Genomic DNA, 24,765 nt, shown 5'->3' with positions numbered 1-24,765 from the left:
GTGGGAAATATCCCTCACCGCTTTCTTTTATCCGGATTTTATTTTTCTTCGCTCAATGACCGCTCCAGCCAGATGCTGGCAATATGCAGTCCTTCATACAAGCCGTTTTTCTCCGCCTTTTTGATAATGCGTTCCGCCGGTTTTTTGGTTTCATCGGTGGACAGCAGCTGCACCATAACCCGACTGGCAGTGGAAAGCCCTTCTACCGGAGCAGCACTGAGGATCAGAAGCATTGCCACATAGGGCTCGTCAGGATAGCCGTAATAAACAGTATTGCCTTTGCGCACCAGAGGTTTCCCCCGGTACATCAGCATGGTATCATTTTTGACGGTATCTGCCATCTAAAAAACCTCCTTCTATTATTAAGAGCGGCTGAAAAATTGTCCAGCCGCACAGTAGCAAACCAAAGGCGCAAAATATTTTCTCTTGCCGCCAAGAGAAAAGCCCAGTTGAGGGCAACTGGGCCTTTGCGCTTCCATATCACGAAAGAACAAGAATCAGGCATTGTCCAGATAGGACTTGACAATCAGCTGCAATAACTCATCCCGGTCGATGCGCCGGATCAAGCTGCGGGCATTATTATAGGTAGTGATGTAGGTGGGGTCCTCAGAAAGGATATATCCGACGATCTGGTTGATGGGATTATATCCCTTCTGACGCAGAGCGTCATAAACGGTGGTCAGAACAGCTTTGACTTCCCGTTCCTTGTCATCTTCAATGGAAAACGATATTGTTGGTTCATGTGCTGCCATTTTTACACCCCATTTCAATCGGCGCGCAATAAACTTATTGCTTTCATTCTACCCGATTTTAAGGAAGATTACAAGAGACAATAAATGATTTCACAAAAATGTAATATTTTAACCGGCTTTTTCGGCACATTGCCGAAAAATAAGGGCGCCCCAAAAAGGACGATGGTTCCAAGGGGCGCCCAGTCTTATTTATTTACGAATTTCGCCGCCGATGCTCTCCAGTCCGGAGAAGATGTTGTTCATCATTCTGTCGCATTCCTCAACCGTAAGGGTGCGGTCCGCAGCCCGCAGTACCAGGGAGTAAGCGACGGACTTTTTGCCCTGAGGAATCTGACTGCCGCGGTAAACGTCGAACAGCTCCAATTTCTCCAGCAGCCGGCCGGTGTTGGCGCGGATAACCTTTTCGATCTCTGCCACCGGCAGCTCCTCGTCACAGGTAACGGCCACGTCACGGGTGGAAGCGGGGAACTTGGGCAGGGGATGATATTTCTTCTCGGTGCTGTGGGCCTCAAAGAGAGCATCTCCATCCAGCTGAGCCACATACACCCGGGTATCAATACCGAAGTTGGATGCCGCCTGAGGATGGATCTCGCCCAGAATACCCACTTCCTTGCCGTTCAGCACCAGCTTGGCGCAGCGGCCGGGATGATAGGCGGGCTCATCTTTGCAGGGGACATACTCACAGCCGGAGACGCCCAGCTGGCTGAGGAGGTTTTCCACCGCTCCCTTGAGGGTGAAGAAATCCTCTTCCTTTCCGTACATACCCAGCACCACGTCGGGCTTCTCCACCGGCAGCTGATCCGGCTGGGTGGGAAGGTACTCGGTGGCGATCTCATAGAGACGAGCCTGGGGATTGCGGTTATTGTAGTTCCGGGCCAGAATATCCAGCATGGAGGGCAGGGCGGTGGTGCGCATGATGCTGGTGTCCTCACCCAGGGGATTGCGGATGGTCACGGAATTGCGCAGGGGGCTGTCGGCAGGCATCAGGATCTTGTCATACAGCCGGGGGCTGATGAAAGAGTAGGTGATGATTTCCGACAGGCCCAAGGCCAGCAGCGTGGAATGGATCTTCCGGTCAAACTGCTGCCGGGGAGTGTAGCTGCCTTCCGCCAGGCCGGTGAGAGAGGTGGTGGGGATGTTGTTGTAACCATAGATCCGGGCGATCTCCTCGGCAACATCCGCCTTGCTCTCCAGATCAGCACGGAAGGAAGGAGCGATGACCATGCCGTTTTCCACCGGGATTTCCAGCTTGCGCAGGATCTCCACCATCTGGCTTTCGGGGATGTCAATGCCCAGGAAACGGTTCATCCAACCGGCGTCCAGAGGGATTTTCACCGGCTCCTTGGTGTTGTTGTTGACGTCGATGACGCCGCCGACCACCTCACCGATGCCCAGTTGTTCCACCAGCTGGCAGGCACGGGCCAGAGCGATGGGGCAGGTGTTGGGGTCCAGACCTTTTTCATACCGGGCGGAAGCTTCGGTACGCAGGCCCACTTTCTTGGCGGTGAGGCGGACGGAACTGCCCTTGAAGCAGGCGGACTCAAAAACGATGGTGTGGGTGTTGTCGTTGATGCCGGACATTTCGCTGCCCATCACGCCGGCGATGGCGGAGGGGGCGGTGCTGTCTCCAATAACCAGCATCTCAGGAGAAAGCTTCCGCTCCACGTCATCCAGGGTGACGATGGTTTCGCCTTCCTTGGCATTGCGGACGATGATCTTATGATCCCGGACGTTCTCCAGGTCGAAGGCATGCATGGGCTGGCCGTACTCCAGCATGACATAGTTGGTGATGTCCACGATATTGCTGATGGGACGAACGCCGCAGGCACGCAGCCGCTCCCGCATCCAACGGGGAGAGGGACCAATTTTGACGTTCTTGACCACACCAGCCATATAACGCTGGCACAGCTCGCCATTGAGGACCTCCACCGACAGATAGTCGTGGATATCTCCACCACAGCCCTTGACCACCGGGGCCTCTACTTTCAGAGGACGGTCGAAGGTAGCGGCGGCTTCCCGAGCCAGACCGATAATGGACAGGCAGTCGGGACGGTTGGAGGTGATCTCAAACTCCACCTTCATATCATCCAGACCGATAGCCGGGCAGATGGGGGTGCCGGGAACCAGGGTGCAGTCCTCCCCAAGAATAAAGATGCCGTCTTCAATCGCATAAGGGAAATCGTGCTTGGTCAGCCCCAGCTCACCCAGGGAGCAGAGCATACCGTTGCTTTCCAATCCCCGCAGCTTGCCCTTCTTGATCTTCACACCGCCGGGAAGGGTGGAATTGTGGAGAGCGGCGGGCACATAGTCTCCCACATGGACGTTCTGGGCGCCGGTGATGATCTGAATGGGGGCTTCGCCGCCCACATCCACCTTGCATACCCACAGATGGTCGGAATCAGGATGACGCTCCATCTCCAGCACCTGGCCTACCACCACGTTGGAGATTTCGGCTCCTTCCATCTCATATCCTTCCACCTTGGAACCGGACATGGTCATTCCTTCGCAGAAAGCCCGGGGAGGAAGGTCCACATCCACATAATCTTTCAGCCATCTCATTGACAGATCCATAATTCTACTCCTCCCTTGCTCAGAACTGCTCCAGGAACCGCAGGTCGTTCTCATAGAACAGCCGCAGGTCGTCGATGCTGTACCGGCCCATTACCAGACGCTCCAGGCCGATGCCGAAGGCAAAGCCGCTGTACACCTCGGGGTCGATGCCGCAGTTGGACAGGACCTTGGGATGGACCATGCCGCAGCCCAGAATCTCGATCCAGCCTTCGCCCTTGCACAGGCGGCAGCCTTCACCGTGGCAGCCGAAGCACTGGATGTCCACCTCGGCGGAAGGCTCAGTGAAGGGGAAGTGATGGGGACGGAACCGCACCACAGCATCCTGACCATACAGCCGCTTGACAATGGCTTCCAGGCAGCCTTTCAGGTCAGCCATGGTGATGCCCTTGTCCACAACCAGTCCCTCGATCTGATGGAAAACGGGGGAGTGGGTGGCGTCCACCGCATCGGAGCGGTAAACCCGTCCGGGAGCGATGATCCGCAGGGGAGGCTTCCGCTGTTCCATGGTGCGCACCTGCATGGGGGAAGTCTGGGTCCGCAGCAGGATGTTGTCGGTAATATAGAAGGTATCCTGGGTATCTCTGGCGGGATGATCCTTGGGGAGGTTGAGAGCCTCAAAGTTATAATAATCCAGCTCCACCTCGGGACCCTGCACGATATCAAAGCCCATGCCGATGAAGATCTCCTTCACTTCATCCAGCACCAGGGTCAGGGGGTGTTTGTGGCCCAGAGAACGGGTTTTGCCGGGCATGGTGACGTCCAGAGTTTCCTGACGCAGCTTTTCTTTGGTGGCGGCCTCCTGGAGGGCCTTTTGACGGGTGGCCAGCTCCTCCTCGATAAAGGCCCGGACTTCGTTGGCCAGCTGGCCCATTACCGGACGCTCCTCGGGAGTGAGCTTGCCCATCTGCTTGAGGATGGCGGTCAGCTCGCCCTTTTTGCCCAGAAATTTAATGCGGATCTCTTCCAGATCCTTGAGATCAGCGGTGTTTTGCAGCTGCTCATGTGCGGCGGCACGAATGGCCTCCAATGCTGATTTCATAGCGGTTCTCCTCTCACTTGGTTTGTGTGCGGCAGATCGGTCAGTTGGGGGAGGGAAAAAGAAAAAGCCCTTCGCCCCACATCAATATGGGACGAAAGGCAAGACGCCATTCCGCGGTACCACCCAGCTTTCCGGCAGAAGCCGGACACTTTGCAGGCCGTTTAACGGAGCCTGTCCCGTCGCCGCCTACTACAGCTTCCGCGGCGCCCCTCCCGAGTGAACTTCACCGGTCCTCCGTCAGGTCCCGCTTTCAGCCTGGGCGGGTCCTCTCTGTGTGGCTCTGAGCCGGTTACTCTCTCGATCACAGGGTTTGTTCTGCTACAAAGGACATGATAGCACAATTTTTACCCCTTTGCAACTGTGGAAATGGGAGAAAATTGGATTTTCCCGCCCTTCCCGGAGGTTTACAAAGGCGCTTTTTCACTCATTTCTCCAGCGAATCATAGAAAGCCTCCAGGCGGGTTCTCAGGATTTCCGGCGCGTCCCGGTTCACCTCATGACCCGCGCCGGGGATCAGTTCCACCTGGCTTCGGGCCAACCCCTTTTCCACCATACAGGCGGAACGTCTATTGGCCCGATCCCGCTGCCCGCACAGCACCAGGGTGGGGCATTGTACCGCCGGTAACCAGGAGGAAGGCTCCAGCCTGGCCATGGACCGGCAGAGGGAGCGCAAGCCTTCCCGGGAAAGACCGGTTCCCCCTACCACAGAATCAGGGGCGAAGCGAAATACCAGGTCCTGCAGTCCCATCAGCACCGGTGGGATGCGGTGAGGGATGCCGATAAGTACCAGGGAGGCCACCTGCTGGGGATATTTTCCGGCATAATCAAGGGCCAGCAGCCCTCCCAGAGACAGTCCGCACAGATGCAAAGGCTTGGGCTGCTGCTGACAATACTGAGAAAAGGCATCAAACAGGGCTTGATAGCTGTCGCTTTTTCTTCCGGGAAGAGTGAAAAGATTGGGACAACGGCTGTCCTGGAGCAGGGGAGAACCCTTGATGACTTCATCCCAGGCGGCGGGGGACTGACCAAGACCATGGAGCAGAATGATATTCATGGGAACCTCCTTTGACGGTGGTTTCAAAGGGAAAACAAAAAAATTCAGGATGCAAAAAAATGTTTCTTTCATGGTGATGATAAACATTTTCAATCAGACTTGTCAAGGGAAGCAGTTGCCTTTCCAACCTTTGCCGTGATAAGATGAAGCAAAAGGGGGAATCAGAATGTGCGCCCATGATTTTGGCATCCTGCCTCAGGTGGACCCACAGCGGGATTACGGGGATAGTTATGAGCCACAGCGTTATGAGTGTATAAAGGTGGAGGACGATCTGCTGCTGGAGGTGGCGGAGCAGCTGCAGGAGGAGCTGGAAACTTATTGGCATACCATGTCCCGCCCGGCACACGGCCTTGCCTGGTACGGCGTTACACTCATTCCGCCCCGTTCTTTGCTCCCCATGGTCCGGATACTCAAAGAGAATGGAAATCCGGAGTTTTATCCCTTGACACAGCTATTGGAGCGGGCGGCCGCAAAAGGGGAAACAGTCATCCATTATGGCATCTGAAAGGGGAAGGATGAAGGGATGAAGCTTTATACAGGTGTGGACAGTATAGAAATCGCCCGGGTGGAAAAGGCCATCGCCCGGGACAGCTTTTTCAAAGGAGTATACACTCCGGAGGAACAGCAGCGATTGGGCAAAATGAAGCATCCGGCTCCCACTGCTGCGGGATATTTTGCCGCCAAGGAAGCCTTTGCCAAGGCGCTGGGAACCGGTTTCCGGGGATTTCGCCCCCATGAGGTGGGGGTTGTGGTGGATGAGCTGGGAGCGCCCCGGTTGGTTCCCACCGGCAGGGCGGCGCAGTTGTGTGGGGGAAAAAAGTTCTCCCTGAGTATTACCCATACAGCCAGCACCGCTACCGCCTTTGTGGTGGCGTGGGAGGAGGAATGAAGGATGAAGTTCGCTACGGTGGACGCTATGCGGCGCATTGAGGAGCGCTCCTTTCAGCAGGGGACCAGCTATGACCAGATGATGCTGGAAGCGGGAGAAGAAGCGGCCCGCATCCTGTTGGAGCGGATGCCTCTCACCGGAAAAAAGGCTGTGATCCTTTGCGGCAAGGGAAACAACGGCGGGGATGGCTTTGTGGTGGCCCGCTGCCTGGCGGAACAAGGCGCTTTGGTGACGGTGGTTTTGGTACAGGGTCCTCCTGCCACCGATACGGCCCAGGGAGCCTTTCGGATGATGCCGCAGAAGGTGGAGATCCTGGAGCGGAGCGAAGCTTCCCTGTCGGATACCATCAAGGGCTGTGATTTGCTGGTGGATGCCCTTTATGGCATCGGTTTCCGGGGAGCGCTGAGAGAACCGGACCGGGAGCTGTTTGAGTGGTGCGCCCGGAGCCGCGGCTTCCGGGTGGCTTTGGACCTGCCCAGCGGCGTGGAAGGGGACACAGGACGATATGAAAGCTGCTTCCCGGCTCACCTGACCATCGCCATGGCTTGCCTGAAACCGGTGCATCTGGTGAGCTGGAGAAAGGAATATACCGATGAAGTTCTTCTGGCCCGCACGCCCCTGACCCAGGTAGCGGAGGAAAGCGGCCTGTTGACGGATGCCCTTGAGCCGGAGATCTGCGCTTTTCCCAGACGGCTGGGGTGGAGCCATAAGGGCACCAACGGACGGCTGCTGCTCATCTGCGGCTCCGCCGCTTATCCCGGCGCGGCCGTGATGGCCTGCGGAGGGGCTTTACGGGCAGGCACAGGCTATGTGATCCTGGCATCCACACTGGATGTCTGCCGGGAAGCGGGAGGACGTTATCCCGGTCTGCTCCGCCGTCCCCTGCACCAGAGCTGGAATGGCGGGATTGCCGCGACGGAGCTTTCCCGTCTGCTGAAATGGGCCAATGAATCGGACGCTGTTGTGATGGGCTGCGGCATGGAAAATACGGAGGAGACCAAGAGCCTTGTATTGGGGATGCTGCAATACTGCAAAACACCATTGATTCTGGATGCTGATGCCCTTAATGCACTGGCAGGAAAGACGGAGGTTCTTCGCCGGTCTGCCGCTCCGCTGCTGCTCACTCCACATCCCGGCGAGTTCTCCCGCCTGACCGGTACGCATATAGATGGAGGGAAAGAACTTGCGGATACGGCTGCGGCTTTCAGCCGGGAGACAGGGGCGGTACTGCTGCTCAAGGGAGCGGTCACCTGGCTCTACGGACCAGATGGGGAGAAAACCGCCTCTTTCCTGGGGAACAGCGGTTTGGCCCGGGGCGGAAGCGGCGATGTTCTGGCGGGAATTCTGGGGGCCATGGCTGCCAGGGGATTGCCTTTGTGGGAGGCGGCCCGATGTGGTTTGGTGCTCCAGGGGATGGCGGCCCAGGCTGCCGCCCGCCGGTGGTCCAGAGAGGGGATGCTCCCTACTGATGTCATTGACGCCCTGGGAGAGGCCTTCCTCACCCTGGAAGCCTGCCGTTCCGGGAAAAGAGGGAATGATGAAGGGATGGATCACAGCGCTGGCATTGGCGCTGCTGCTGACCGGATGCGGTGAGAAAAAGCCGGACCCTATGGAAACAGCGGTACAATGGTTTGGTTCTTCCGGCTCCTTTACCGGAGTGATCGCCTCAGAAGAGCTGGCGGAGGAGGTATCGCTGTCTGTCCAGTGGGAAGGGGATCAGATGCAGCTGGATTTTACCGCTCCGGAGGACCTGGATGGTTTGAACGTGACCTTCCAGGGAACATCGGTGGAGGTTCGCTACCGGGAAATGAAGCTTCCCCTTCTGGCGGAGGAGATTCCGGAACAGTCGGTGCTGTCAGCCCTTCGGAATACGCTGCTGGAGGGAGGACAGCGGCTGACAGACGCCAGATGGGATGGTCAGAGACTGTTGGCGGAGGGCACTGTGGGATTGGAACCGGTGGAGCTGTGCTGGGAAGGAGAACCGCTCCAGCTGCGGGCCATCGCTTTTCCCGCAGGAGGCACGGTGGTTACTGTCACCGGGCAGTGAGGAGAAAATTGCCCAAGGGAATCCTTTCCCATTTCTTTTTTCATCTTCCATTCAGATATAATGATTCCATACAAAGAGCGAGGCTCCCTTTGCCGTTTTGGCAAAGGGAGCCTTAGACTGTAGAGAAACCTGGTTTAAGGAACAAATGAAATTCAAAATCATAAAAATCAGGACATGCGCCTGATTTTTATACCACGACCCGCGCCCACTGGGGCGCGAAACCGGGGGTATCGCCGCTGGTTTCGTCAGGAACCAAGCGGCGTATCCAGGGGGTATTGGATACCCCCTGGAAGCGTGTCGAACTTTTTCGACACGCTCAGGCTCCCTTTACCGGTTTGGCAAAGGGAGCCTTTGTGCGCGCCGGAAAAGTTTGGCACTCTTGCCGGCAAACAAAAATCGTATTTGAAATGTTTTGCTTCGTCTCAGAAAAATCAGCAGGGACTCTCCGCCCCTCACCTCACCCAACACGGGGACCAATGGGTTGCAGCCGGTTTTGAGGGAAAAAGTTTTAGAGGGGCGAAAGCCACTTTTATAGTGTCTTTGTAGTCTGTGGTTCCATTCCCTCCGCCTCCAGACGCAGACGGTAGAAAAACTGGAGCCACTGGGGCTGCTGGGGCAGCTGTTCTTTCAGCCTTCCAAGGGTTCTCTTTCCCACTCTCCGGTCAAGAACCGCCAGCATCCGCACCAGTGGTTCCGGGGAAGACAGGCTCTCGCTGATGGGGGCGCTGCGATACCTCTCCAGCGCCTGGGTAAAGTCACAGATATCAAAGCTGCCGTCCCAAATTGCGGTACGGCGCACCTGCTCTTCCACCTGGGCATTTTCTTCCTCATGGAGAAAGCGTCCCCCTTCCCATTCCCGGCAGGGGATGGACTGTGCTTCCTTCAGTCTTCGCTCCATGATATGGTAGCCGTTGACATAATAGGAGTAGGGGTTTGCCTTCGCATACTCCTTTCCATCCACCCGCAGACAGACCCGGCCATACTGGTCAGGTGCTTTGTGATAATGGGTGCAGAAATACTGTACCCGTCCCCGCAGGACCGGACAGAGCAGATCCTGCTCCAATATTTTTCTTATTTTGCTCCATCGGTGAGCCATAAGTACCTCCTTGAGCTGTGTTCCCATTTCAGGTGATGGTCCGGCCAGACCGCTCCTTTGCCATGGACCAATCATATCATGTTTGATCAGCGCCGTCCATGGCGGGCTGGGCGGGCAAGATTTTTTTACTCCCCAAAAGGCCCGTTTTACCCCGCAGGTTGCGTGGAGTTCACAGCGGGGAGAAGCTTTTTGAGACCTGGGCGGTTATTGTCCGGGAAACTCCGATATCCCAACAGATGATGAGGGCATAGGATGAAAAGCGGGACCGGCAGCCGCAGCGGATTCCGCTCTCCTTCCGGCGGGGTTTGATTAAACCGACGGGAGAAGGGGAAGAATAAAATTGCGGCTTCCGCCGCGCAAGACCGAAAAAGTAAAGGAGCGTGCGTCGCTATGAGCGTCCGGCGGGGAGATATTTATTATGCGGATCTGAGCCCGGTGGTGGGGTCGGAGCAAGGGGGAATGCGCCCGGTCCTCATTGTCCAGAACGACGTGGGTAACCGGTACAGTCCCACAGTGATCGCGGCGGCCATTACCAGCCAGAAGGATAAATCCCGTTTGCCCACCCATATCCAGCTCCACTCAGGTGACTGCGGGCTGTCGCGGGACTCCATTGTACTGCTGGAACAGATTCGAACCATCGACAAAAAGCGCCTGAAAGAAAAAATGGGCCGGTTGGAGGACCCTTATATGGAAGAAGTAGACCGGGCCCTTTCCATCAGTTTTGGCCTGGGAGGCGGCAGGGACGGCCGTACATAAAGCGGCCCCTCTGCCCTTCCCGAAGCGAGGAAAATAAGGGCCCGGCGGAAATTTTTCGCCGGGCCCTGAGCATAGGTCAAAAAAACCTCACGGTTCCAGGAGATACTCCCCGGATACGCCGCAGGCTGCTGCCGGAATCAAAGGCGATACCACCGGCTTTCCAAGCGGGTAGATGTGGATGCACCCTGGAAATCATGGGGGCCTGACCATGATTATTTTAAATTAGACTTTTTCATCGATGTTTTGGAGACAGACTGAAGAGTCTTTCCCTTCCAATATAGATCAAAGACCCAATGGGATGTACCCATCGGGCCCTTTAAAATTCTGATGAAGTTGAGGAAAAGCGGGACGCTCCTGGAAACACGCTACCAGAACAGCTGCATCACCAGCAGACTGATAACGCCGGGAGCGCCCAGAACCGCGCACACACCCATGGAAAAGAGATTCAGCGGCAGCGTGACCCCGGTAATCAGGCCGGTAAGATTGACTGCCGCCAGGGCCACCCCTCCGCCCACAGCGGAAAAAAACATTGCCTTGAGCAGACGGCGCAAACGGAATATCAGCAATGCTCCCAGAATGAACAATACTCCTAATCCGGCAGCTACCGTCATGGTTTCTACCCCATCAGCTCCACCTCCCTGGAGGCGGGTTGTGCCGTATGGGGTTTCCTGGCCTGGATGATCAGATAGTCCCGGTAGAGCTCCAATGATTTGAGCTGATAAATCAGCGATTCGGTCAAACGCTCGTCTTCACACAGATCAAACAACACCTGTGTACGGGAAATATCCTCTGATACCTGCTCCAAAAGCAATCCCAGCTGCCGCTGCTCGGCCTGCTCCGCAGCCGCTTTTGCCGAAGTCAATGAAATCCCCACCATAGGTCTCAGCCTCCCGTACCATATTTATGCGGAAATTATGGACAGATAGACCAATTTTATGCAGCCGCCCATAAAAAGCGACAGACCCATACGCCGTTTCCGGAATATGAGCCTGCCGCTTTTTAAAATGTACTTTTTAATGAGTGGACCTGTAAGCCGAGTTTTGTTTTAGACAACAATCTATCTAGGCCATGGGTCGCCCCATGGCTCAAGCCACCTGGTCGGGATCCGGCGGGCCACCGTGCTGATCCCTGTGCGGTGTTGCTTCGGATAGGGTTTACATAGCCCTGTGGTCTCCCACAGGCTGGTGGGCTCTTACCCCGCCTTTCCACCCTTGCCGAACCGAAGTCCGGCGGTATCTCTCTGTTGCACTGTCCCTGGAGTCGCCTCCGGCTGCCGTTAACAGCTATCCTGCCCTGCGAAGCTCGGACTTTCCTCATGAACGGCCTTTCGGCACTGTTCCCGCTGCTGTCCGGTCCACTCAAAAAAGTATTATAGCATTTTGAAGGCTTTCAGGCAAGAAAAAAGTCAGCCCTTTTTATGACTGAAAAGGAAAAAGTGCAGTTTTACATAGATTTTCCTGCACAAATTCCGGATTTATTTCCTAAAATCGAAAAGTTTGTAACAATGATGAGACAATGACGGAAAAAATATTGCAATAAAAGGAAGGTGATGCTAAAATAGGAAAAAATATTTTTTCATTCACAGCGATAAAAGGAGGAACTTGATATGGAATTCAAAAGCAGCTACCTGCGTCAGGTTTATGACACAGTCTGCAAGCGCAACTCCGGCGAACCGGAGTTTATCCAGGCGGTAGGTGAAGTTCTCAGCTCTCTGGAGCCTGTTGTGGAGAAGAGACCGGAGCTGATTTCCAACGGTGTGATTGACCGGATGGTGGAGCCGGAGCGTTTTATCCTGTTCCGTGTTTCCTGGGTGGATGACCAGGGCAAGGTACAGGTGAACCGGGGCTTCCGGGTCCAGTTCAATTCCGCTATCGGCCCCTATAAGGGCGGCTTGCGCCTGCATCCTTCCGTCAATGCTTCCATCATCAAGTTCCTGGGCTTTGAGCAGGTGTTCAAGAACAGCCTGACCGGTTTGCCTATGGGCGGCGCCAAGGGCGGAAGCGATTTCGATCCCAAAGGCAAGAGCGATGGGGAGATCATGCGCTTCTGCCAGAGCTTTATGACTGAGCTGTATCGTCATATCGGCCCCGATACCGATGTGCCCGCCGGTGATATTGGCGTAGGAGCCCGGGAGATCGGTTATATGTTCGGCCAGTATAAGCGCTTGACCAACAGCTTTGTGGGTGTCCTCACCGGCAAAGGACTCACCTATGGCGGCTCCCTGGCCCGTAAGGAGGCCACCGGCTACGGCCTGTGCTATTTCACCCAGGAGATGCTTTCCCATATGAAGAAGGAGAGCTTTGCCGGCAAGAAAGTGGTCATTTCCGGTTCCGGCAACGTGGCCATCTATGCCGCTGAAAAAGCCACTCAGCTGGGCGCGGTGGTAATAGCTTTGTCTGACTCCAACGGTTATATTTATGATCCCGCCGGCGTCAAGCTGGATGTGGTCAAGCAGATCAAGGAAGTGGAGCGGGGACGCATCAAGGAGTACGCGCTGCGGGTTTCCGGCGCCACCTATACAGAGGGCTGCCGCGGCATCTGGTCTATTCCCTGTGACATTGCCCTGCCCTGCGCCACCCAGAATGAACTGGATGGCGAGAGCGCGGCTTTGCTGGTGAAGAATGGCGTGATGGCTGTGGCCGAGGGCGCCAATATGCCCAGCACCCCCGAAGCGGTGGAGACCTTCCAGAAGGCGGGCGTTCTCTTTGGACCTGCCAAGGCTGCCAACGCAGGCGGCGTGGCCACCTCCGGTCTGGAGATGTGCCAGAACTCCATGCGCTACAGCTGGACCTTTGAGGAAGTGGATGCCAAGCTCCATCAGATCATGGTGAACATTTTCCAGAATGCCTATGCTGCTTCCAAGGACTTTGGCGTGGAGGGCGATCTGGTTTCCGGCGCCAATATTGCCGGCTTCCTGAAAGTGGCCGACGCAATGGTTGCTCAGGGTGTGTGCTACTGATTCCATACACCTGTGATGTTCAGTTGTGGGTCTTAGAATCATGGGGTTTAAGAGCCGCGGCTGAGAGCAACGGCGGCCCTGTCTTCGCTGAGTAATTTTCCCTTTGGCTTATTTTGAAAAGGAAGCACAAAATCCAGGAGCAGTCCTGGATTTTGTGTTATCACTTTGGTTTCAGGGAGAAGAGATGGGTGCTCCAGCTGAAACGAAAAAAATATGGGAACCATCCCTTCTGAACAAATTTTTAAGGAAAAAATATTTGCTGACAATAAAAAACCCGACCCAATTGACGGTATATCTTCCTTTTTCATTGACAAACAGATGTAACGTGCTACAATAAGGAAAATGGTCCCGCTTTGGCGGAGCCCAACAAAAGCGGGGGAATACGTTCCCTGCTGAAAGGATGGATGAAAGATGGCTCGTTTTCCCGTAACCTATACCACCGCTCCCAAGGCAAAACCCACTGATCCCGACCATCTGGGATTCGGTAAACTTTTTACTGACCACATGTTTTTGATGGACTATAAGACCGGAAAGGGTTGGCACAATGGGCGCATCGTTCCTTTTGACAACCTTTCTCTCAGCCCGGCCGCCATGTGCTTCCACTATGGCCAGACGGTTTTTGAGGGAATGAAGGCTTATTACGGTAAAGATGGCAATGTTCGCCTGTTCCGTCCGGAGGAAAACTTCAAGCGTCTCAACGCTTCCAATAAGCGTCTGTGCATCCCCGCCATTGACGAGGAGCTGTGTGTGGAAGCGGTAAAGGAACTGGTAGAGGTGGATAAAGCCTGGCTCCCCCGCAAGGAGGGAACCTCCCTGTACATCCGTCCTTTCATTATTGCCACCGATCCTATGCTGGGGGTCAAGCCCGGTGATGAATATCTGTTTATCATCATCATTTCTCCTTCCGGCGCCTATTATGCTTCCGGCTTGGCTCCGGTGAAGATTTATGTGGAGGACAATTATGTCCGTGCGGTTCGTGGCGGTACCGGCGCGGCCAAGACCGGCGGTAACTATGCTGCTTCTCTGGCGGCGCAGGACGAAGCTCACAATCAGGGCTATTCTCAGGTGTTGTGGATGGACGGTGTGGAGCATAAGTACATCGAAGAAGTGGGCGCCATGAACGTCTTCTTTGTGGTGGATGGCGAAGTGCTCACTCCCATGCTCAGCGGCAGCATCCTCCCCGGCATCACCAGAAAATCCTCCATTGAGCTGCTCAAGAAGTGGGGTCTGCCTGTTTCCGAACGGCGCATTACCATGGAGGAGCTGTCTGAGGCCAATAAGGCGGGCAAACTGCAGGAGGCCTTTGGTACCGGTACCGCCGCTGTGGTCTCTCCCATCGGTGAGCTGAAGTGGGAGGGGGAGATCCTTACCTTCAATAACGGAGAAATTGGCCCCATCACCCAAAAGCTGTACGATACCATGACCGGTATTCAGTATGGCGATCTGCCCGACGAGATGGGATGGGTCGTGAAGGTTTGCCCGGCTGATTGATTCTTCCGTCCATTCGATTTTCAGTTTAAAACAATCATGAACAGCAGAGCTCTGTTGGAACGACGGTTCAAACTGAGCTCTGCTGTTTTATTTTGCAGACTTTACCCTCCGGCTTTGCAGGGAAGTGGGGAGCGCTTTCGTTTCAGTCTTCCGGTGAAGGGGGATACTGCAAAAAACAAGATAAAGCAGCAAAGAGAAAGAAAATGCTTCATTTACAGACAGTGAAGCGAGTGGTGGGAGAGACAGAATGAAGAAGTTTGCCGGCATAAAACCCCTGCAGGGCACTGCCAAGCCACCAGCAAAGCGGAAGACCTTGTCTCGGGTGCTGCGGCATGAGAAAAAAATAGGCAGGAAATGAGACAGCCGAAAAATTCCCACGAATGCCAGGAAGTTATTTCATCAAACCGTAAAGAAGAAATCCAAAAGATAAGGGAGTTTTTGGGAAGTACTGTATGATTTAAAAACCAGAGTGTGTGATGAAAAGGTGAAGGAAGAAAACCGGGAGCGGAAGGTGTTTGTTCTGATCCTTTTATGCAGGATTTAATTTACATCTTCTTTACTATTGCAGGTTGTTATTAAATATATCCATATAAAGGCGTTTCTTGAAGGAGATTGTACTTAATTTTGCAAGAAAAAATAATTTTACTTCATTTTTTGGTTTTTACCTGTTGATTATTTTCAAATGTGTGCTATACTGGGGACAGTGACAATCAACTGCCTCCCCAAAACACACAGGATGCAGCGCCACAGTAAAATGCTCCTTCTTATCATGCCGCGAAATGTCCATGTAAGGAATATTTTCCATGGCCTCCCCAAATGAGGGATGTCATTTTGCCGCAGTACCGGGAGCGTGTATTTTTACGATGATGAACCCAATAGAAAGAGGTGCAGCAGGATGAAAAAGGTTCCAATGTTCAATCCCATTGTGGAGATGGATGGGGATGAAATGACCCGTGTTCTGTGGAAGATGATCAAGGATGAATTGATTCTTCCTTTTGTGGATCTGAAAACAGAATACTATGATTTGGGTCTGCCTAATCGGGACGCCACCAACGATCAGGTGACAGTGGATGCTGCCAACGCCATCAAGGTTCATCATGTGGGAGTGAAATGTTCCACCATTACCGCCAATCTCCAGCGGATGCAGGAATATTCTCTGAAAAAGATGTGGAGAAGCCCCAATGCCACAATCCGGGCGGCTTTGGACGGCACGGTTTTCCGTACTCCTATCCTGCTGTCCAAGATCAAACCTGTTGTAGGATGCTGGGAGCGTCCTGTTACCATTGCGCGCCATGCTTATGGTGATGTATATAAGGCGGTGGAATACCGGGTGCCCGGAGCCGGCAAAGCGGAACTGGTGTTCACTGATGAAAACGGCAATGAGACATACCGCAGAACAGTTGCGGAGTTTGATGGTCCCGGAGTTCTCCAGGCGATGCACAACCGCAATGATTCCATTGAATCCTTTGCCCGGGCTTGTTTTGAATACGCTTTGGATCGAAAAGAAGATCTCTGGTTCTCCACCAAAGACACCATTTCCAAAGAGTATGACCAAACCTTCAAGCTGATTTTCCAGCGGATCTATGATGAGGAATATCGGGACCGGTTTGAGAAAGCGAACATCAAGTATTTCTATACGCTGATCGATGATGCCGCCGCCAAGGTCATCCGTTCCAAGGGCGGAATGATCTGGGCCTGCAAGAACTATGACGGCGATGTAATGAGCGACCTGGTGGCCGCTGCGGCGGGATCTTTGCCCATGATGAGCAGCGTGCTGGTAAGCCCCGATGGAAACTTTGAGTATGAGGCTGCCCACGGCACCATTACCGATCATTACTATCGCTATTTGAAAGGTGAGGCGGTTTCCTCCAATCCTTTGGCAATTATCTTTTCCTGGAGCGGCGCGCTGAGAAAGAGGGGAGAGCTGGACAATAATTCTGCTCTGATGGCCTTTGCCGACGCCCTTGAGGATGCTGGTATCCAGACAATGGAGGAAGGAATCCTTTCCCAGGATCTGGCGATCCTTTGCGATCCCGCTGACGTGGTGGAGGTACCGGATAACGCCGGCTTGCTCAAAGCCATCCGCAGCCGCTTGGAGGCCAATCTGGCCGCTCAGGTAGAGCTGCTGTCCGCCTGATTTTTTCGGAGATACCAAAATCAGAGATGATACAGCGGGCTGCTGAAAAGATGAATTTGTTTTGATCTTTGTATAAAAATCCACTTACACTGAAATGGACAGAAAGTTCAGCTTTAGTGTAGGTGGATTTTTTTTGCTATTTTCCTATTTTTAATCCTCAGAAACAGATGGGTTTTGGAGGGAACGGAAAGATTGTTTTTGGACGATAAATGACTGATTTTAAGCGGATTTATGCCTTGACGGGAGACTGATAATTTCATATAATAAGTAAACGAAAGAAAGACGCAAAATGTCGAAAAACGAAGAAAATGAATCTCTCTTTTCTTGTCGATTCGGTGAACTTTTTATCCAAAGTTTCCATAACATCTTGCGGATAGTATTTCGGCTGTAAGGCAAAGCGGCTGCGCTGAGCATATTCCAGAAAGACAAGCCATAAACATATGGATTGTACACCATACTGAATGTACAGTGGAATGTGTAACCAAAGCTTTTGAAAAAAGTTTTGATGCTGTGAGGCTGGTTTCACAAGAACTGCCGCAAGGCGTGTTCCTTCTGGGAAACAGATGAGCGGTTCAGTGTTTTATTCCATGATGACAGCTGTCGGCTTTGAGCGTAACTGGGACAAAAGCTGATTTTTCTTTGAAATGGAGAGAATCAGCGGAGGGGCTGTTTTGTCTTGCAGTCTGAAGGGCGATCATGATCGCTTTGATAATGTTGCATGACTTCCTTTAATTGGGTCAGAAATGCAAGGGAGTTTAAATAAGCTTTATGCGAAGGAAGGAGGCTGCCGGTTCTCTTTTGGGAACCGTAATTGTATGGCAGAGTATTTATCCCCTGGAGTTTATGTAGAAGAGTTTGAATCTGGCGGTAAGCCGATGGAGGGCGTTGGAACCAGCACAGCTGGCTTTGTCGGACTGGCCGAGCGTGGCCCGGTTGGCGGCGTGCCGGTTTTGGTTACCAATTTTGCCGATTATAAGAGAAAGTTTGGCGGATATCTTTCCGCCAGTGAGTTTGGCGATTATCGTTTTCTCGCCTACTGTGTGGAGCATTTCTTTTTGAACGGCGGCTCCCGGGCCTTTATTTCCCGGTGCGTGCCTGCTGATGCCAAGGTGGCGGAAGGAAGCATTCCTGAGGAAAACCCCATGATTCGCTTTTTCGCGGCCAATCCCGGCCAGTGGGGCGATGATATCAATGTGATCCTCACTCCCGCCAGCAAAGCCAAAACCCAGATCCTGGAAAAGATCGACGGCGCAAAATATCGCGTCAAGAAGTCTGTTGGCTTCGAGAATGGCGATGTAGTGGTGCTGGAAGGCCCCTCTGTTAAAAAGTACAATGTGGTTGTCAAGAGCCTGGACAACATCATTGAGTTTGCCGAGGAATTTGAGGAAGAGTGTGTGGACACTGGTTTGGTGCCTCAGACCACTATTTCCACCTGCGAATTCAATCTGGAAGTCAAATATGATGATGTGGATGAGTTCTATGGTGATGTTTCCTTCAACATCAACAGTGCAAACTATCTGCTCAACAAAGTGGCAAAATCCTCTTTGGTACGGTGTGAGGTAGTGTCTGTGCCTGAAGGAGATCCCTTCCAGGCTCTCTCCAAAGACGGCTCCGTCGCCTCTGTTACTCTCAAGGGAGGCAGCAACGGCAGCAAGGCTGCGGTCACTCCCGACGTGTTTATGGGTACTGACAACGGACCCGGCAAACGTACCGGTATCCAGGCTTTCCTGGACAATGATACCGCTTCCATCATGGCGGTTCCCGGCATTACCGATCCCAGCGTGCAGCTGACTCTGGTGGCCCATTGCGAGAACCTGGCCAGCCGTTTTGCGGTGCTGGATATGCCGGAGGATCTTTCCAAAACCGATGAGATCCTTACCCACAGAAGCATGGTGGATTCCACCTATGCGGCAATGTATCATCCCTGGCTGACCGTGTTCGATCCCATGGATAAGAGAAACATCAACATTCCGCCTTCCGGATCTGTTGTGGGTATTTATGCCCGCAGCGACAACAGCAGAGGCGTCCACAAGGCACCGGCCAATGAGGTGGTGCGGGGCTGCGTCGGCCTGAGCGTTCCCTTCAATAAGGGCGAGCAGGACATCCTCAACCCCAAGGGCGTCAACCTGATCCGCTCCTTCCCCGGACAGGGCATTCGGGTATGGGGTGCCAGAACCACCTCTTCCGATCCCAGCTGGAAATATGTCAACGTACGCCGTCTGTTCATTTATCTGGAAGAATCCATCAAGGCCAACACCAATTGGGTGGTCTTTGAGCCCAACGATGAGCGTTTGTGGGCCAGAGTCAAGCGTACCATTGACGGTTTCCTGAAGACCATGTGGCGTTCGGGCGCGCTGGCGGGTTCAACAGAGGCGGAAGCGTTCTTCTGCAACATTGACCACAGCACCATGACCCAGGATGATATAGACAACGGACGTCTGATTTGTGTGATCGGTGTCGCTCCTGTAAAACCGGCAGAGTTTGTTATCTTCCGGATCACGCAGAAGACCGGCGAAGCGGGCTGATTTTGCCGGCATGATTACATAAGGAAAGGAAGATAGATTATGGCTGGTATTTATCCTTACGGAAAGTTTCGGTTCCGTGTGGAGTGTGACGGTTTGTCTGAATATTTTTCAGAAGTGACCGGCTTTGACGCCAATGTGGATGTATTTGAATATCGGGAAGGCAGCCAGAAAACCACTCCCCTGAAGGTATCTGGTTTGCGCAAGTATGGCAATGTTACCCTCAAGCGGGCGGTTTCAGAAGCGAACGCCACCGAGCTTTGGGACTGGTGGACTGTTGCCGCCGACCAGGAGCCTGAGCGGAAGAGCCTGGCCATCACCCTGATGGACAACGACGGAAACGATGTTGCCACCTGGAACATTGAGGAGGCATGGCCTGTCAAGTATACTGCTCCCGACTTTAACGCTACTGCCTCTGAGGCTGCTGTTGAAACCATTGAATTGGCACACGAAGGCATGACCCGTGTGATGTAATCAAATTTCAACAACAAAATACGAATTTAATTCTTTGCCACTGCTGTATCATAATCTGATTGTATTTTTCAGGATGCCTGGAAAGAATTTCGATTATGCTGCAGCAGTGCTTTTTTGAAAGGAGAAATGGCCGTCATGACGTTTGAAACGGAATTCCACTTTGTGCTGCCCAGGGGCTATGTGGATCAGGATGGAACCGTCCATCGGGAGGGTGTGATGCGTCTGGCCAACGCGGCAGATGAGATTTTGCCATTGAGGGATCCCAAGGTACAGCAGAATCCCGGTTATCTCACCATCATTCTGCTGACAAGGGTCATTACCAAACTGGGGACGCTCCCCATGATCACCACCAAAACGATTGAGGGCCTTTTCACCCTGGATTTGGCGTATTTGCAGGACTTTTATGAGCGGATCAATTCCATGGAAATGCCGAAATATCGCTGCGTCTGTCCTCACTGCGGGCAAGAGGTGGATGTCCCGGTAAATTTTATGGAAGCCATCGGATAAGGCTGTACGCTCAGGACAAGCTCTATGAAGAAAGCGCTTTTCTGGCCTATTATACCCATTGGAGCCGGGAAGAGATTCTCCAGATGTCCCATCAGGACCGGATCAAGTGGTGCGGCGAGATTTCCAAGATAAACGGCAAAATCAACGCCGCTTCAGGACAGGAGGAGCGCAAGAACGTTTTTTCGATTTAAGCTTTATTCTATGGCAGAAAGGAAAGAGGCATGGCTGCTGGGGATTTGGTAAATGGAGCGGTTTTTCGGGTCAGCTTTTTTGGCCTGGAGCTGGGTTTTTCCAAAGTAGGAGGGCTGAGCGGCTCTGTGGAATATGATGCTTACCTGGAAGGGGGCGGCCGGATGCATCTGCTGTACCGCCCCTCCACCTCTGCGGGGACCATTACGCTGGAAAAAGGCGTTTCCGCCGTGGATCAGCAGGTGCTTCAGCTTTTGCAGCCCGGCATCCAGATACCCGGGCTGACCATTGACCTGCAAAAGAACGGAAAAACAGTGGAAAGCTACTATATAGAATCGGGGATGCTGATATCCTGGCAGCTGGGAGATCTGGATGCCCTGAGCTCTTCTGTGGTGATCAAGACCTTTACCATTGCGCACACAGGGATTCTTGTAAGCGGAAGGATGAAATAAATGCTCAAGTGGATGGTCCCAAAACCGAATCGGATGCTGCGGCGCAGCAGAAACGGTCTGGGGGACCGTGTGCTGGCACGGCACAGTCTTTCCCCTCAGCAGGTATCCCAGGAAGGAACGCTGACCTATTTGCTGCCGGTCCGCGGCGAGGAACAGAACCTGGAAGAGCTCCTTTCCTGTCTGGAAGTGCTGGCCCGTCTGCTGGCTCATCCTCGTCAGGCGCCATCTCTGTATATGGTACATTTGACCCATCAGATCAGGCTGCTCCTTGGGATGCAGAACGGTTTGAATGTCACACAGTATCAAACGGTGTGCGGGTGTTATAACCAACTGGTGGAGCAGCAGCAAAATCCCCAGCCTTCCTTTTCTTCCGCTGAAGTTCTGAAAAGCCTCGCTCAAGTGCGTTCCCGTCTTTTTGTGCAGGAAGAAAGCATATCCGCCCCAGTGGTGAAAAAGCGCTCGGTTTCTTTCACGCCCCGGGAGGAGCGGGTGGTGCTGCAAAGTCTCAGTACCCATCTTTATACTCTTCTTCGCAGGCATCCCGACCTGATCAAAAAGGAGCAGCGCTCTTTTTATTCCTTTTTGACAGACAATGCGGGACGGTTGGAACGGCTGACAGAGACCCGGACAGCCTGGAGCCGTGTTTTTTCTCAGTTGGATCAGCCCAGTGCCGACCAACTTTTGGAACATCTGCGGCAGGAGCCTTTTTTTGAGCTGCCGGGAAATGAAGGCAGGCAGTCCTTTGAGCGGCTCACCTCCCGTGATCAGCTGGTTTATTGGGCAGGCCGGACCAATGCCGCGCATCTGGAGCAGCTGGAAAAGTGGATTTATGAGCAGCAGCGGATCGCTCCCCGCCTTTACGCCGGCAGACAACAGACGCTGGAGGAATTTTTTCAGACAGCGGATCTCACCCAGCTGGATATTGTACTGGAAGATCTGTCTCGTCAGGGAGCTGTTTCCCAGAAGGAACTGGAAACTCTGCGTACACAGATCCAGCAGCTGACACAAACGCAGCAGCGGGTGGATGGCCTGGAACGGGACAGCAGGGAGCTGTGGGAAAGGGTGCAGAAGCTTTTTGCCACAGAGTTTTTTACACAATCTTCGACGGTCAAAGAACAGTGGCTTTCCTCCTCTTTGCAGGAGAATTCCTTTGCGGTGGATTTTTTGGCTTATGCGGCCTCGCAATATTTGCGGCAGCCGGAGCAGCAAGCCCCATTGGAGCTGGCCCGGCATCTTCAGCAGAGCAGTCCCCGGGTGGCTCAGTGGCTTTTTGCCTGGGCTGCCCAGGATCCCGCTTCTCTGCAGTCTTTCAGCCGCAAACAGACTGATGAATGGAACCGGGCTTTCCTCAGATGGAGCCGGTCTCCAGCACTCAGACAGTGGCAGCAGCAGCACCTGCCGGAAATTTCTTCTCAGGCCTGGAGTGATGAGGAGACGGCGGATTTCTCCCATTTAAGGCAGGCGATTTGGAAAAGCCTTGTGGAGCATGATTTCCAGGATGCTCAGTGGGATACCTGGGATCAGATCGCTGACTGGACAGAACAGGGACTGGTGCTGGCGGCAGCGAAAGAAGATCATCCCTGGGAAAGCTTTCGTACCTTGGTCTGGCAGCAGCATCTTCTTCAAAGAGAGACGATTCTGCCGGCCCTGAGAAGCTTTTCCTTCCCCCACCCCTGGTCAGAAGCCCAGATGGAGCAGTGGCTGCATCAGGCGGATGGCGCTTTGCTGCAAACGGTCAGCGCCTACCTCATTTCCCAGGTCCAGGAGCGGGGAGAGCGCTGCACCCCAGGAGAGCTGAAGCTGGCGGAATCACTGGAACGGATTTTGTGCACCGCCCCTGATTCACCCACCATGAGCCAGCATCAAGCTTGGCAGAGCGGTCAGATTTCCGCGCAGCTGCAAGAATTTTTGCGGCAGCCGGACAATGGTCTGGCCTCCTTGCTGCAGCCCTTTCTGCCTGAGAAAAAGGCAGGCGCCCTCAACTATTTCGCTGGCTATGTGGAGCAGTTGTCGCCCCAGGACCTGCCCCGGATGACTGAGCTGCTTCAGGCAGCCCCCTATTTGCCGGGACAGGAGCAGCTGCTGAAGCGGAGCCGTGAAATGGCAGGGGAATATGGGGAAGAAATCAAAACCTATCTCCACTCCACCCCTGTGGCAGCGTCGCTGACCAAACCGGCAGCTTCTGTTTTTTCTCATCAGGTCAGGGAGCTTCTGGCAAAGAGGGCGACGGAGGTTCTTCCTCTTTTGAAGTCGGGAAAAACGGGGCCAACGGTTTATCATGTTCTGGAAGATGTGATAAATCGTTTGGAAGAAACACCCCTTACCCAATGGGAGGGGATTCTGGACCGGGAGGAGACGCTGGTTTTTCTCCGTCAGCACGCCCCGGAAAATCAGGAGGAGCAAGATCAGTCTGTCTTTTCCCAAGCGGCTTCGGTGCTGGAGCAGATCAGAGGAATCTGGCAGCAAACCATGAAGGAAAAAGATTCTTCTCAGTCTTCCCGGGAGGAACAACCGGGCAGCGCTGGAGAGATGCTCCAAAGCATCCGGCAGCAATTAAAGGAGGGTTACCTCCAGGCTCTTCCCTCATCGGTGTTTCAAACTTCGGAGAAACAGATCCTGCCGTGGATGCCGTCGAGCGGTGAAGGGGAAAAAACGCTTTCAATGGATTTTTCACGGCGTGGTTGGTTCCTGGCCCTTACCAGCAATGATATTGAGCAGCATCTGAAAGAATATGTCCTTCCGCAGCAGCAGGAAGTTTTTCACCAGGCAGTTCTCCGTCTGCGTCAGCATATTGTGGAGCAGCAGAGAAAACCCAAAGCGGCTTCCGCCGGTGTGGAGGAAGAGGCCTCTGCTGGAAATGGCGCACCACAGGCAGACGGAAAAACAGCAATGGAAGCTGCCTTCACCAGGGCTGGTTTTCTGGATGAGAATGGGCGGGACGGACTGGAATATTTGATGCAGTATGTGCCGCAGGAGCGCCAGGAAGGCTTTCGTCAGGCGGTTCTTCAGCTGCGGCAGCGGGTGCTGGAGCGTCAGAGGGGAACTGGAACCTTCCCACCGGAAGAGTGGGAGCGTTCCGTCCTGGCAGGGGGAAGATCAAAGCAGGCAGACGAACAGTCAGGCAAGGCCCTTCCGGGGGAGAGGCAGCTGACGGAACGGACCATGCAGCCCCTTTCTCCGCAGACCGGAAAGCAGGAGCGGAATATGGAGCCGGGGATGCTGTCTCAAACGCAGCCTGGGCAGCAGCTGCTTCCTGCCGTCATGCTGCTTCATCGTCTTTCCCGGCTGGAGCGGGAGGAGCTGGATATACACCAGCGGCAGCGTCCTGCGGAAATGGCAGAGAACCGGATGCTTCGCCTGACAGCGGGTCAGGCGGGTGTACGGATTATGGCTGGGGCTTTTGTGATACACCGCAATGTGCATCCTTTGTCCTCCGGTGAGGTACGGGGCCGTTTCCGTCTTGCGGGGTATGATCAGACCAGTGAAACCTATTTTATTGACAGCCGCAGCATGGAAATCGTTTTGACAGCAGGAGGCTCTCCTGCGGGGGAAGGATTTTCCTTCCAATACAGCCGCGGCAGCGGCGGCAATTCCTCCCAGGAATCCGTACGCCGTCAGGAAGAAGAGTTTGCCAAGCTGCATCAGCAGCTTACCACTTATGAACAGCAGCTGGATGTGATACGCAGGCAGCAGGCGAAGTTGGCGGAAGAAGTTCTGTTCAAGGCGGATCAGGCGCTGATGGAACAGCGTTTCTATCGTCATATTGAAGAAGATATCAGGCTGGCTGCCAAGCGGCACGGTTTTGGTTAACAAGCAGCACAGGAGGTGAG

The 24,765-nt window shown here is 53.9% G+C and carries 22 protein-coding genes, 1 other RNA gene and 1 other annotated feature; of the genes, 14 read left to right on the top strand and 9 right to left on the bottom strand.

What is annotated here, in order from left to right:
• Positions 1-38: 38 nt before the first annotated feature.
• The 5 genes from BQ5383_RS18165 to BQ5383_RS18145 all read right to left on the bottom strand — a co-directional run bounded on the left by BQ5383_RS18165 (position 39) and on the right by BQ5383_RS18145 (position 5,416).
• A complete protein-coding gene (locus tag BQ5383_RS18165) occupies positions 39-341 on the bottom strand; it encodes a hypothetical protein (RefSeq protein WP_071434412.1) in 303 nt (100 codons plus the stop codon).
• Positions 342-497: 156 nt separating this feature from the next.
• Entirely contained in the window at positions 498-752 is a 255-nt protein-coding gene (locus BQ5383_RS18160; RefSeq protein WP_071434410.1) for an IreB family regulatory phosphoprotein, read from the bottom strand.
• Positions 753-941: 189 nt separating this feature from the next.
• Positions 942-3,323, bottom strand: a complete 2,382-nt coding sequence (gene pheT / locus BQ5383_RS18155) for a phenylalanine--tRNA ligase subunit beta (protein ID WP_071434408.1) — start codon at positions 3,321-3,323, stop codon at positions 942-944.
• 19 nt (positions 3,324-3,342) lie between these two features.
• Positions 3,343-4,362, bottom strand: a complete 1,020-nt coding sequence (gene pheS / locus BQ5383_RS18150; protein WP_071434406.1) for a phenylalanine--tRNA ligase subunit alpha — start codon at positions 4,360-4,362, stop codon at positions 3,343-3,345.
• Positions 4,363-4,446: 84 nt separating this feature from the next.
• Positions 4,447-4,676, bottom strand: a binding site (T-box leader).
• Positions 4,677-4,786: 110 nt separating this feature from the next.
• A complete protein-coding gene (locus tag BQ5383_RS18145; protein WP_071434403.1) occupies positions 4,787-5,416 on the bottom strand; it encodes an alpha/beta fold hydrolase in 630 nt (209 codons plus the stop codon).
• 166 nt (positions 5,417-5,582) lie between these two features.
• On the opposite strand from BQ5383_RS18145, the gene BQ5383_RS18140 reads away from it, so the two are divergent.
• Genes BQ5383_RS18140 through BQ5383_RS18125 form a run of 4 tightly spaced genes read left to right on the top strand, consistent with a single transcriptional unit; the run spans position 5,583 to position 8,352 of the window.
• Positions 5,583-5,921 (top strand): hypothetical protein, encoded by a 339-nt coding sequence (locus tag BQ5383_RS18140; protein ID WP_071434401.1) that lies wholly within the window; start codon positions 5,583-5,585, stop codon positions 5,919-5,921.
• Positions 5,922-5,939: 18 nt separating this feature from the next.
• Positions 5,940-6,305 (top strand): holo-ACP synthase, encoded by a 366-nt coding sequence (acpS, locus tag BQ5383_RS18135; protein WP_071434399.1) that lies wholly within the window; start codon positions 5,940-5,942, stop codon positions 6,303-6,305.
• A gap of 3 nt (positions 6,306-6,308) precedes the next feature.
• A complete protein-coding gene (locus BQ5383_RS18130; protein ID WP_071434397.1) occupies positions 6,309-7,898 on the top strand; it encodes an NAD(P)H-hydrate dehydratase in 1,590 nt (529 codons plus the stop codon).
• Positions 7,840-8,352, top strand: a complete 513-nt coding sequence (locus BQ5383_RS18125) for a hypothetical protein (RefSeq protein WP_139193475.1) — start codon at positions 7,840-7,842, stop codon at positions 8,350-8,352. The genes BQ5383_RS18130 and BQ5383_RS18125 overlap by 59 nt, the downstream gene beginning before the upstream one ends.
• Positions 8,353-8,881: 529 nt before the next feature.
• Here BQ5383_RS18125 and BQ5383_RS18115 read toward each other — a convergent pair.
• Complete coding sequence (locus tag BQ5383_RS18115) at positions 8,882-9,448, bottom strand: SF0329 family protein (RefSeq protein WP_071435250.1); 567 nt, start codon at positions 9,446-9,448, stop codon at positions 8,882-8,884.
• Positions 9,449-9,838: 390 nt separating this feature from the next.
• Here BQ5383_RS18115 and BQ5383_RS18110 point away from each other — a divergent pair, with 390 nt between their 5' ends.
• Positions 9,839-10,204, top strand: coding sequence for a type II toxin-antitoxin system PemK/MazF family toxin (locus BQ5383_RS18110; RefSeq protein WP_071434391.1), 366 nt, complete (start codon positions 9,839-9,841; stop codon positions 10,202-10,204).
• Positions 10,205-10,569: 365 nt separating this feature from the next.
• On the opposite strand, the gene BQ5383_RS18105 is transcribed toward BQ5383_RS18110, so the two are convergent.
• The 3 genes from BQ5383_RS18105 to rnpB form a co-directional block, all read right to left on the bottom strand.
• Positions 10,570-10,815 carry a pro-sigmaK processing inhibitor BofA family protein gene (locus tag BQ5383_RS18105; protein ID WP_071434389.1) on the bottom strand — a complete coding sequence of 82 codons (246 nt, stop codon included), beginning with the start codon at positions 10,813-10,815 and terminating at the stop codon, positions 10,570-10,572.
• A 5-nt stretch (positions 10,816-10,820) separates the two neighbouring features.
• Positions 10,821-11,081, bottom strand: coding sequence for a DUF2508 family protein (locus BQ5383_RS18100; RefSeq protein ID WP_071434387.1), 261 nt, complete (start codon positions 11,079-11,081; stop codon positions 10,821-10,823).
• 136 nt (positions 11,082-11,217) lie between these two features.
• Positions 11,218-11,565, bottom strand: an RNA gene (gene rnpB / locus BQ5383_RS18095) — RNase P RNA component class A.
• Between the two features lie 245 nt (positions 11,566-11,810).
• Here rnpB and gdhA point away from each other — a divergent pair.
• From gdhA to BQ5383_RS18050, 9 genes are all read left to right on the top strand, one after another.
• Positions 11,811-13,163 (top strand): NADP-specific glutamate dehydrogenase, encoded by a 1,353-nt coding sequence (gene gdhA, locus BQ5383_RS18090; RefSeq protein ID WP_071434386.1) that lies wholly within the window; start codon positions 11,811-11,813, stop codon positions 13,161-13,163.
• Positions 13,164-13,574: 411 nt separating this feature from the next.
• Positions 13,575-14,654, top strand: coding sequence for a branched-chain amino acid aminotransferase (locus BQ5383_RS18085; protein ID WP_071434384.1), 1,080 nt, complete (start codon positions 13,575-13,577; stop codon positions 14,652-14,654).
• Positions 14,655-15,549: 895 nt separating this feature from the next.
• Positions 15,550-16,791, top strand: a complete 1,242-nt coding sequence (locus BQ5383_RS18080; protein WP_071434382.1) for an NADP-dependent isocitrate dehydrogenase — start codon at positions 15,550-15,552, stop codon at positions 16,789-16,791.
• An 815-nt stretch (positions 16,792-17,606) separates the two neighbouring features.
• Complete coding sequence (locus BQ5383_RS18070) at positions 17,607-19,316, top strand: phage tail sheath family protein (protein ID WP_071434378.1); 1,710 nt, start codon at positions 17,607-17,609, stop codon at positions 19,314-19,316.
• A 39-nt stretch (positions 19,317-19,355) separates the two neighbouring features.
• A complete protein-coding gene (locus BQ5383_RS18065; RefSeq protein WP_071434376.1) occupies positions 19,356-19,787 on the top strand; it encodes a phage tail protein in 432 nt (143 codons plus the stop codon).
• A gap of 135 nt (positions 19,788-19,922) precedes the next feature.
• The gene (locus BQ5383_RS18060; RefSeq protein ID WP_071434374.1) at positions 19,923-20,294 is read left to right on the top strand and encodes a hypothetical protein; all 372 of its coding nucleotides are present in this window, start codon (positions 19,923-19,925) and stop codon (positions 20,292-20,294) included.
• Entirely contained in the window at positions 20,222-20,485 is a 264-nt protein-coding gene (locus BQ5383_RS21950) for a DUF6760 family protein (protein WP_338061438.1), read from the top strand. The genes BQ5383_RS18060 and BQ5383_RS21950 overlap by 73 nt, the downstream gene beginning before the upstream one ends.
• 30 nt (positions 20,486-20,515) lie before the next feature.
• Complete coding sequence (locus BQ5383_RS18055; protein WP_071434372.1) at positions 20,516-20,935, top strand: phage tail protein; 420 nt, start codon at positions 20,516-20,518, stop codon at positions 20,933-20,935.
• On the top strand, positions 20,936-24,745 hold the full coding sequence (locus tag BQ5383_RS18050; RefSeq protein WP_071434370.1) for a hypothetical protein: 3,810 nt from the start codon (positions 20,936-20,938) through the stop codon (positions 24,743-24,745).
• Positions 24,746-24,765 lie beyond the last annotated feature (20 nt).

The sequence above is a fragment of the Angelakisella massiliensis genome (assembly GCF_900104675.1).
GTDB classification, from domain to species: domain Bacteria; phylum Bacillota; class Clostridia; order Oscillospirales; family Ruminococcaceae; genus Angelakisella; species Angelakisella massiliensis.
The sequence above is the reverse complement of the archived record's forward strand: the minus strand, read 5'-3'. Positions and strand labels throughout refer to the sequence as shown.

Bases quoted from the DNA above. Each gene is read 5' to 3' on its own strand.
- BQ5383_RS18165 (WP_071434412.1), bottom strand. From the start codon at position 341: ATGGCAGATACCGTCAAAAATGATACCATGCTGATGTACCGGGGGAAA.
- BQ5383_RS18160 (WP_071434410.1), bottom strand. From the start codon at position 752: ATGGCAGCACATGAACCAACAATATCGTTTTCCATTGAAGATGACAAG.
- pheT (WP_071434408.1), bottom strand. From the start codon at position 3,323: ATGGATCTGTCAATGAGATGGCTGAAAGATTATGTGGATGTGGACCTT.
- pheS (WP_071434406.1), bottom strand. From the start codon at position 4,362: ATGAAATCAGCATTGGAGGCCATTCGTGCCGCCGCACATGAGCAGCTG.
- BQ5383_RS18145 (WP_071434403.1), bottom strand. From the start codon at position 5,416: ATGAATATCATTCTGCTCCATGGTCTTGGTCAGTCCCCCGCCGCCTGG.
- BQ5383_RS18140 (WP_071434401.1), top strand. From the start codon at position 5,583: ATGTGCGCCCATGATTTTGGCATCCTGCCTCAGGTGGACCCACAGCGG.
- acpS (WP_071434399.1), top strand. From the start codon at position 5,940: ATGAAGCTTTATACAGGTGTGGACAGTATAGAAATCGCCCGGGTGGAA.
- BQ5383_RS18130 (WP_071434397.1), top strand. From the start codon at position 6,309: ATGAAGTTCGCTACGGTGGACGCTATGCGGCGCATTGAGGAGCGCTCC.
- BQ5383_RS18125 (WP_139193475.1), top strand. From the start codon at position 7,840: ATGATGAAGGGATGGATCACAGCGCTGGCATTGGCGCTGCTGCTGACC.
- BQ5383_RS18115 (WP_071435250.1), bottom strand. From the start codon at position 9,448: ATGGCTCACCGATGGAGCAAAATAAGAAAAATATTGGAGCAGGATCTG.
- BQ5383_RS18110 (WP_071434391.1), top strand. From the start codon at position 9,839: ATGAGCGTCCGGCGGGGAGATATTTATTATGCGGATCTGAGCCCGGTG.
- BQ5383_RS18105 (WP_071434389.1), bottom strand. From the start codon at position 10,815: ATGACGGTAGCTGCCGGATTAGGAGTATTGTTCATTCTGGGAGCATTG.
- BQ5383_RS18100 (WP_071434387.1), bottom strand. From the start codon at position 11,081: ATGGTGGGGATTTCATTGACTTCGGCAAAAGCGGCTGCGGAGCAGGCC.
- gdhA (WP_071434386.1), top strand. From the start codon at position 11,811: ATGGAATTCAAAAGCAGCTACCTGCGTCAGGTTTATGACACAGTCTGC.
- BQ5383_RS18085 (WP_071434384.1), top strand. From the start codon at position 13,575: ATGGCTCGTTTTCCCGTAACCTATACCACCGCTCCCAAGGCAAAACCC.
- BQ5383_RS18080 (WP_071434382.1), top strand. From the start codon at position 15,550: ATGAAAAAGGTTCCAATGTTCAATCCCATTGTGGAGATGGATGGGGAT.
- BQ5383_RS18070 (WP_071434378.1), top strand. From the start codon at position 17,607: ATGGCAGAGTATTTATCCCCTGGAGTTTATGTAGAAGAGTTTGAATCT.
- BQ5383_RS18065 (WP_071434376.1), top strand. From the start codon at position 19,356: ATGGCTGGTATTTATCCTTACGGAAAGTTTCGGTTCCGTGTGGAGTGT.
- BQ5383_RS18060 (WP_071434374.1), top strand. From the start codon at position 19,923: ATGACGTTTGAAACGGAATTCCACTTTGTGCTGCCCAGGGGCTATGTG.
- BQ5383_RS18055 (WP_071434372.1), top strand. From the start codon at position 20,516: ATGGCTGCTGGGGATTTGGTAAATGGAGCGGTTTTTCGGGTCAGCTTT.
- BQ5383_RS18050 (WP_071434370.1), top strand. From the start codon at position 20,936: ATGCTCAAGTGGATGGTCCCAAAACCGAATCGGATGCTGCGGCGCAGC.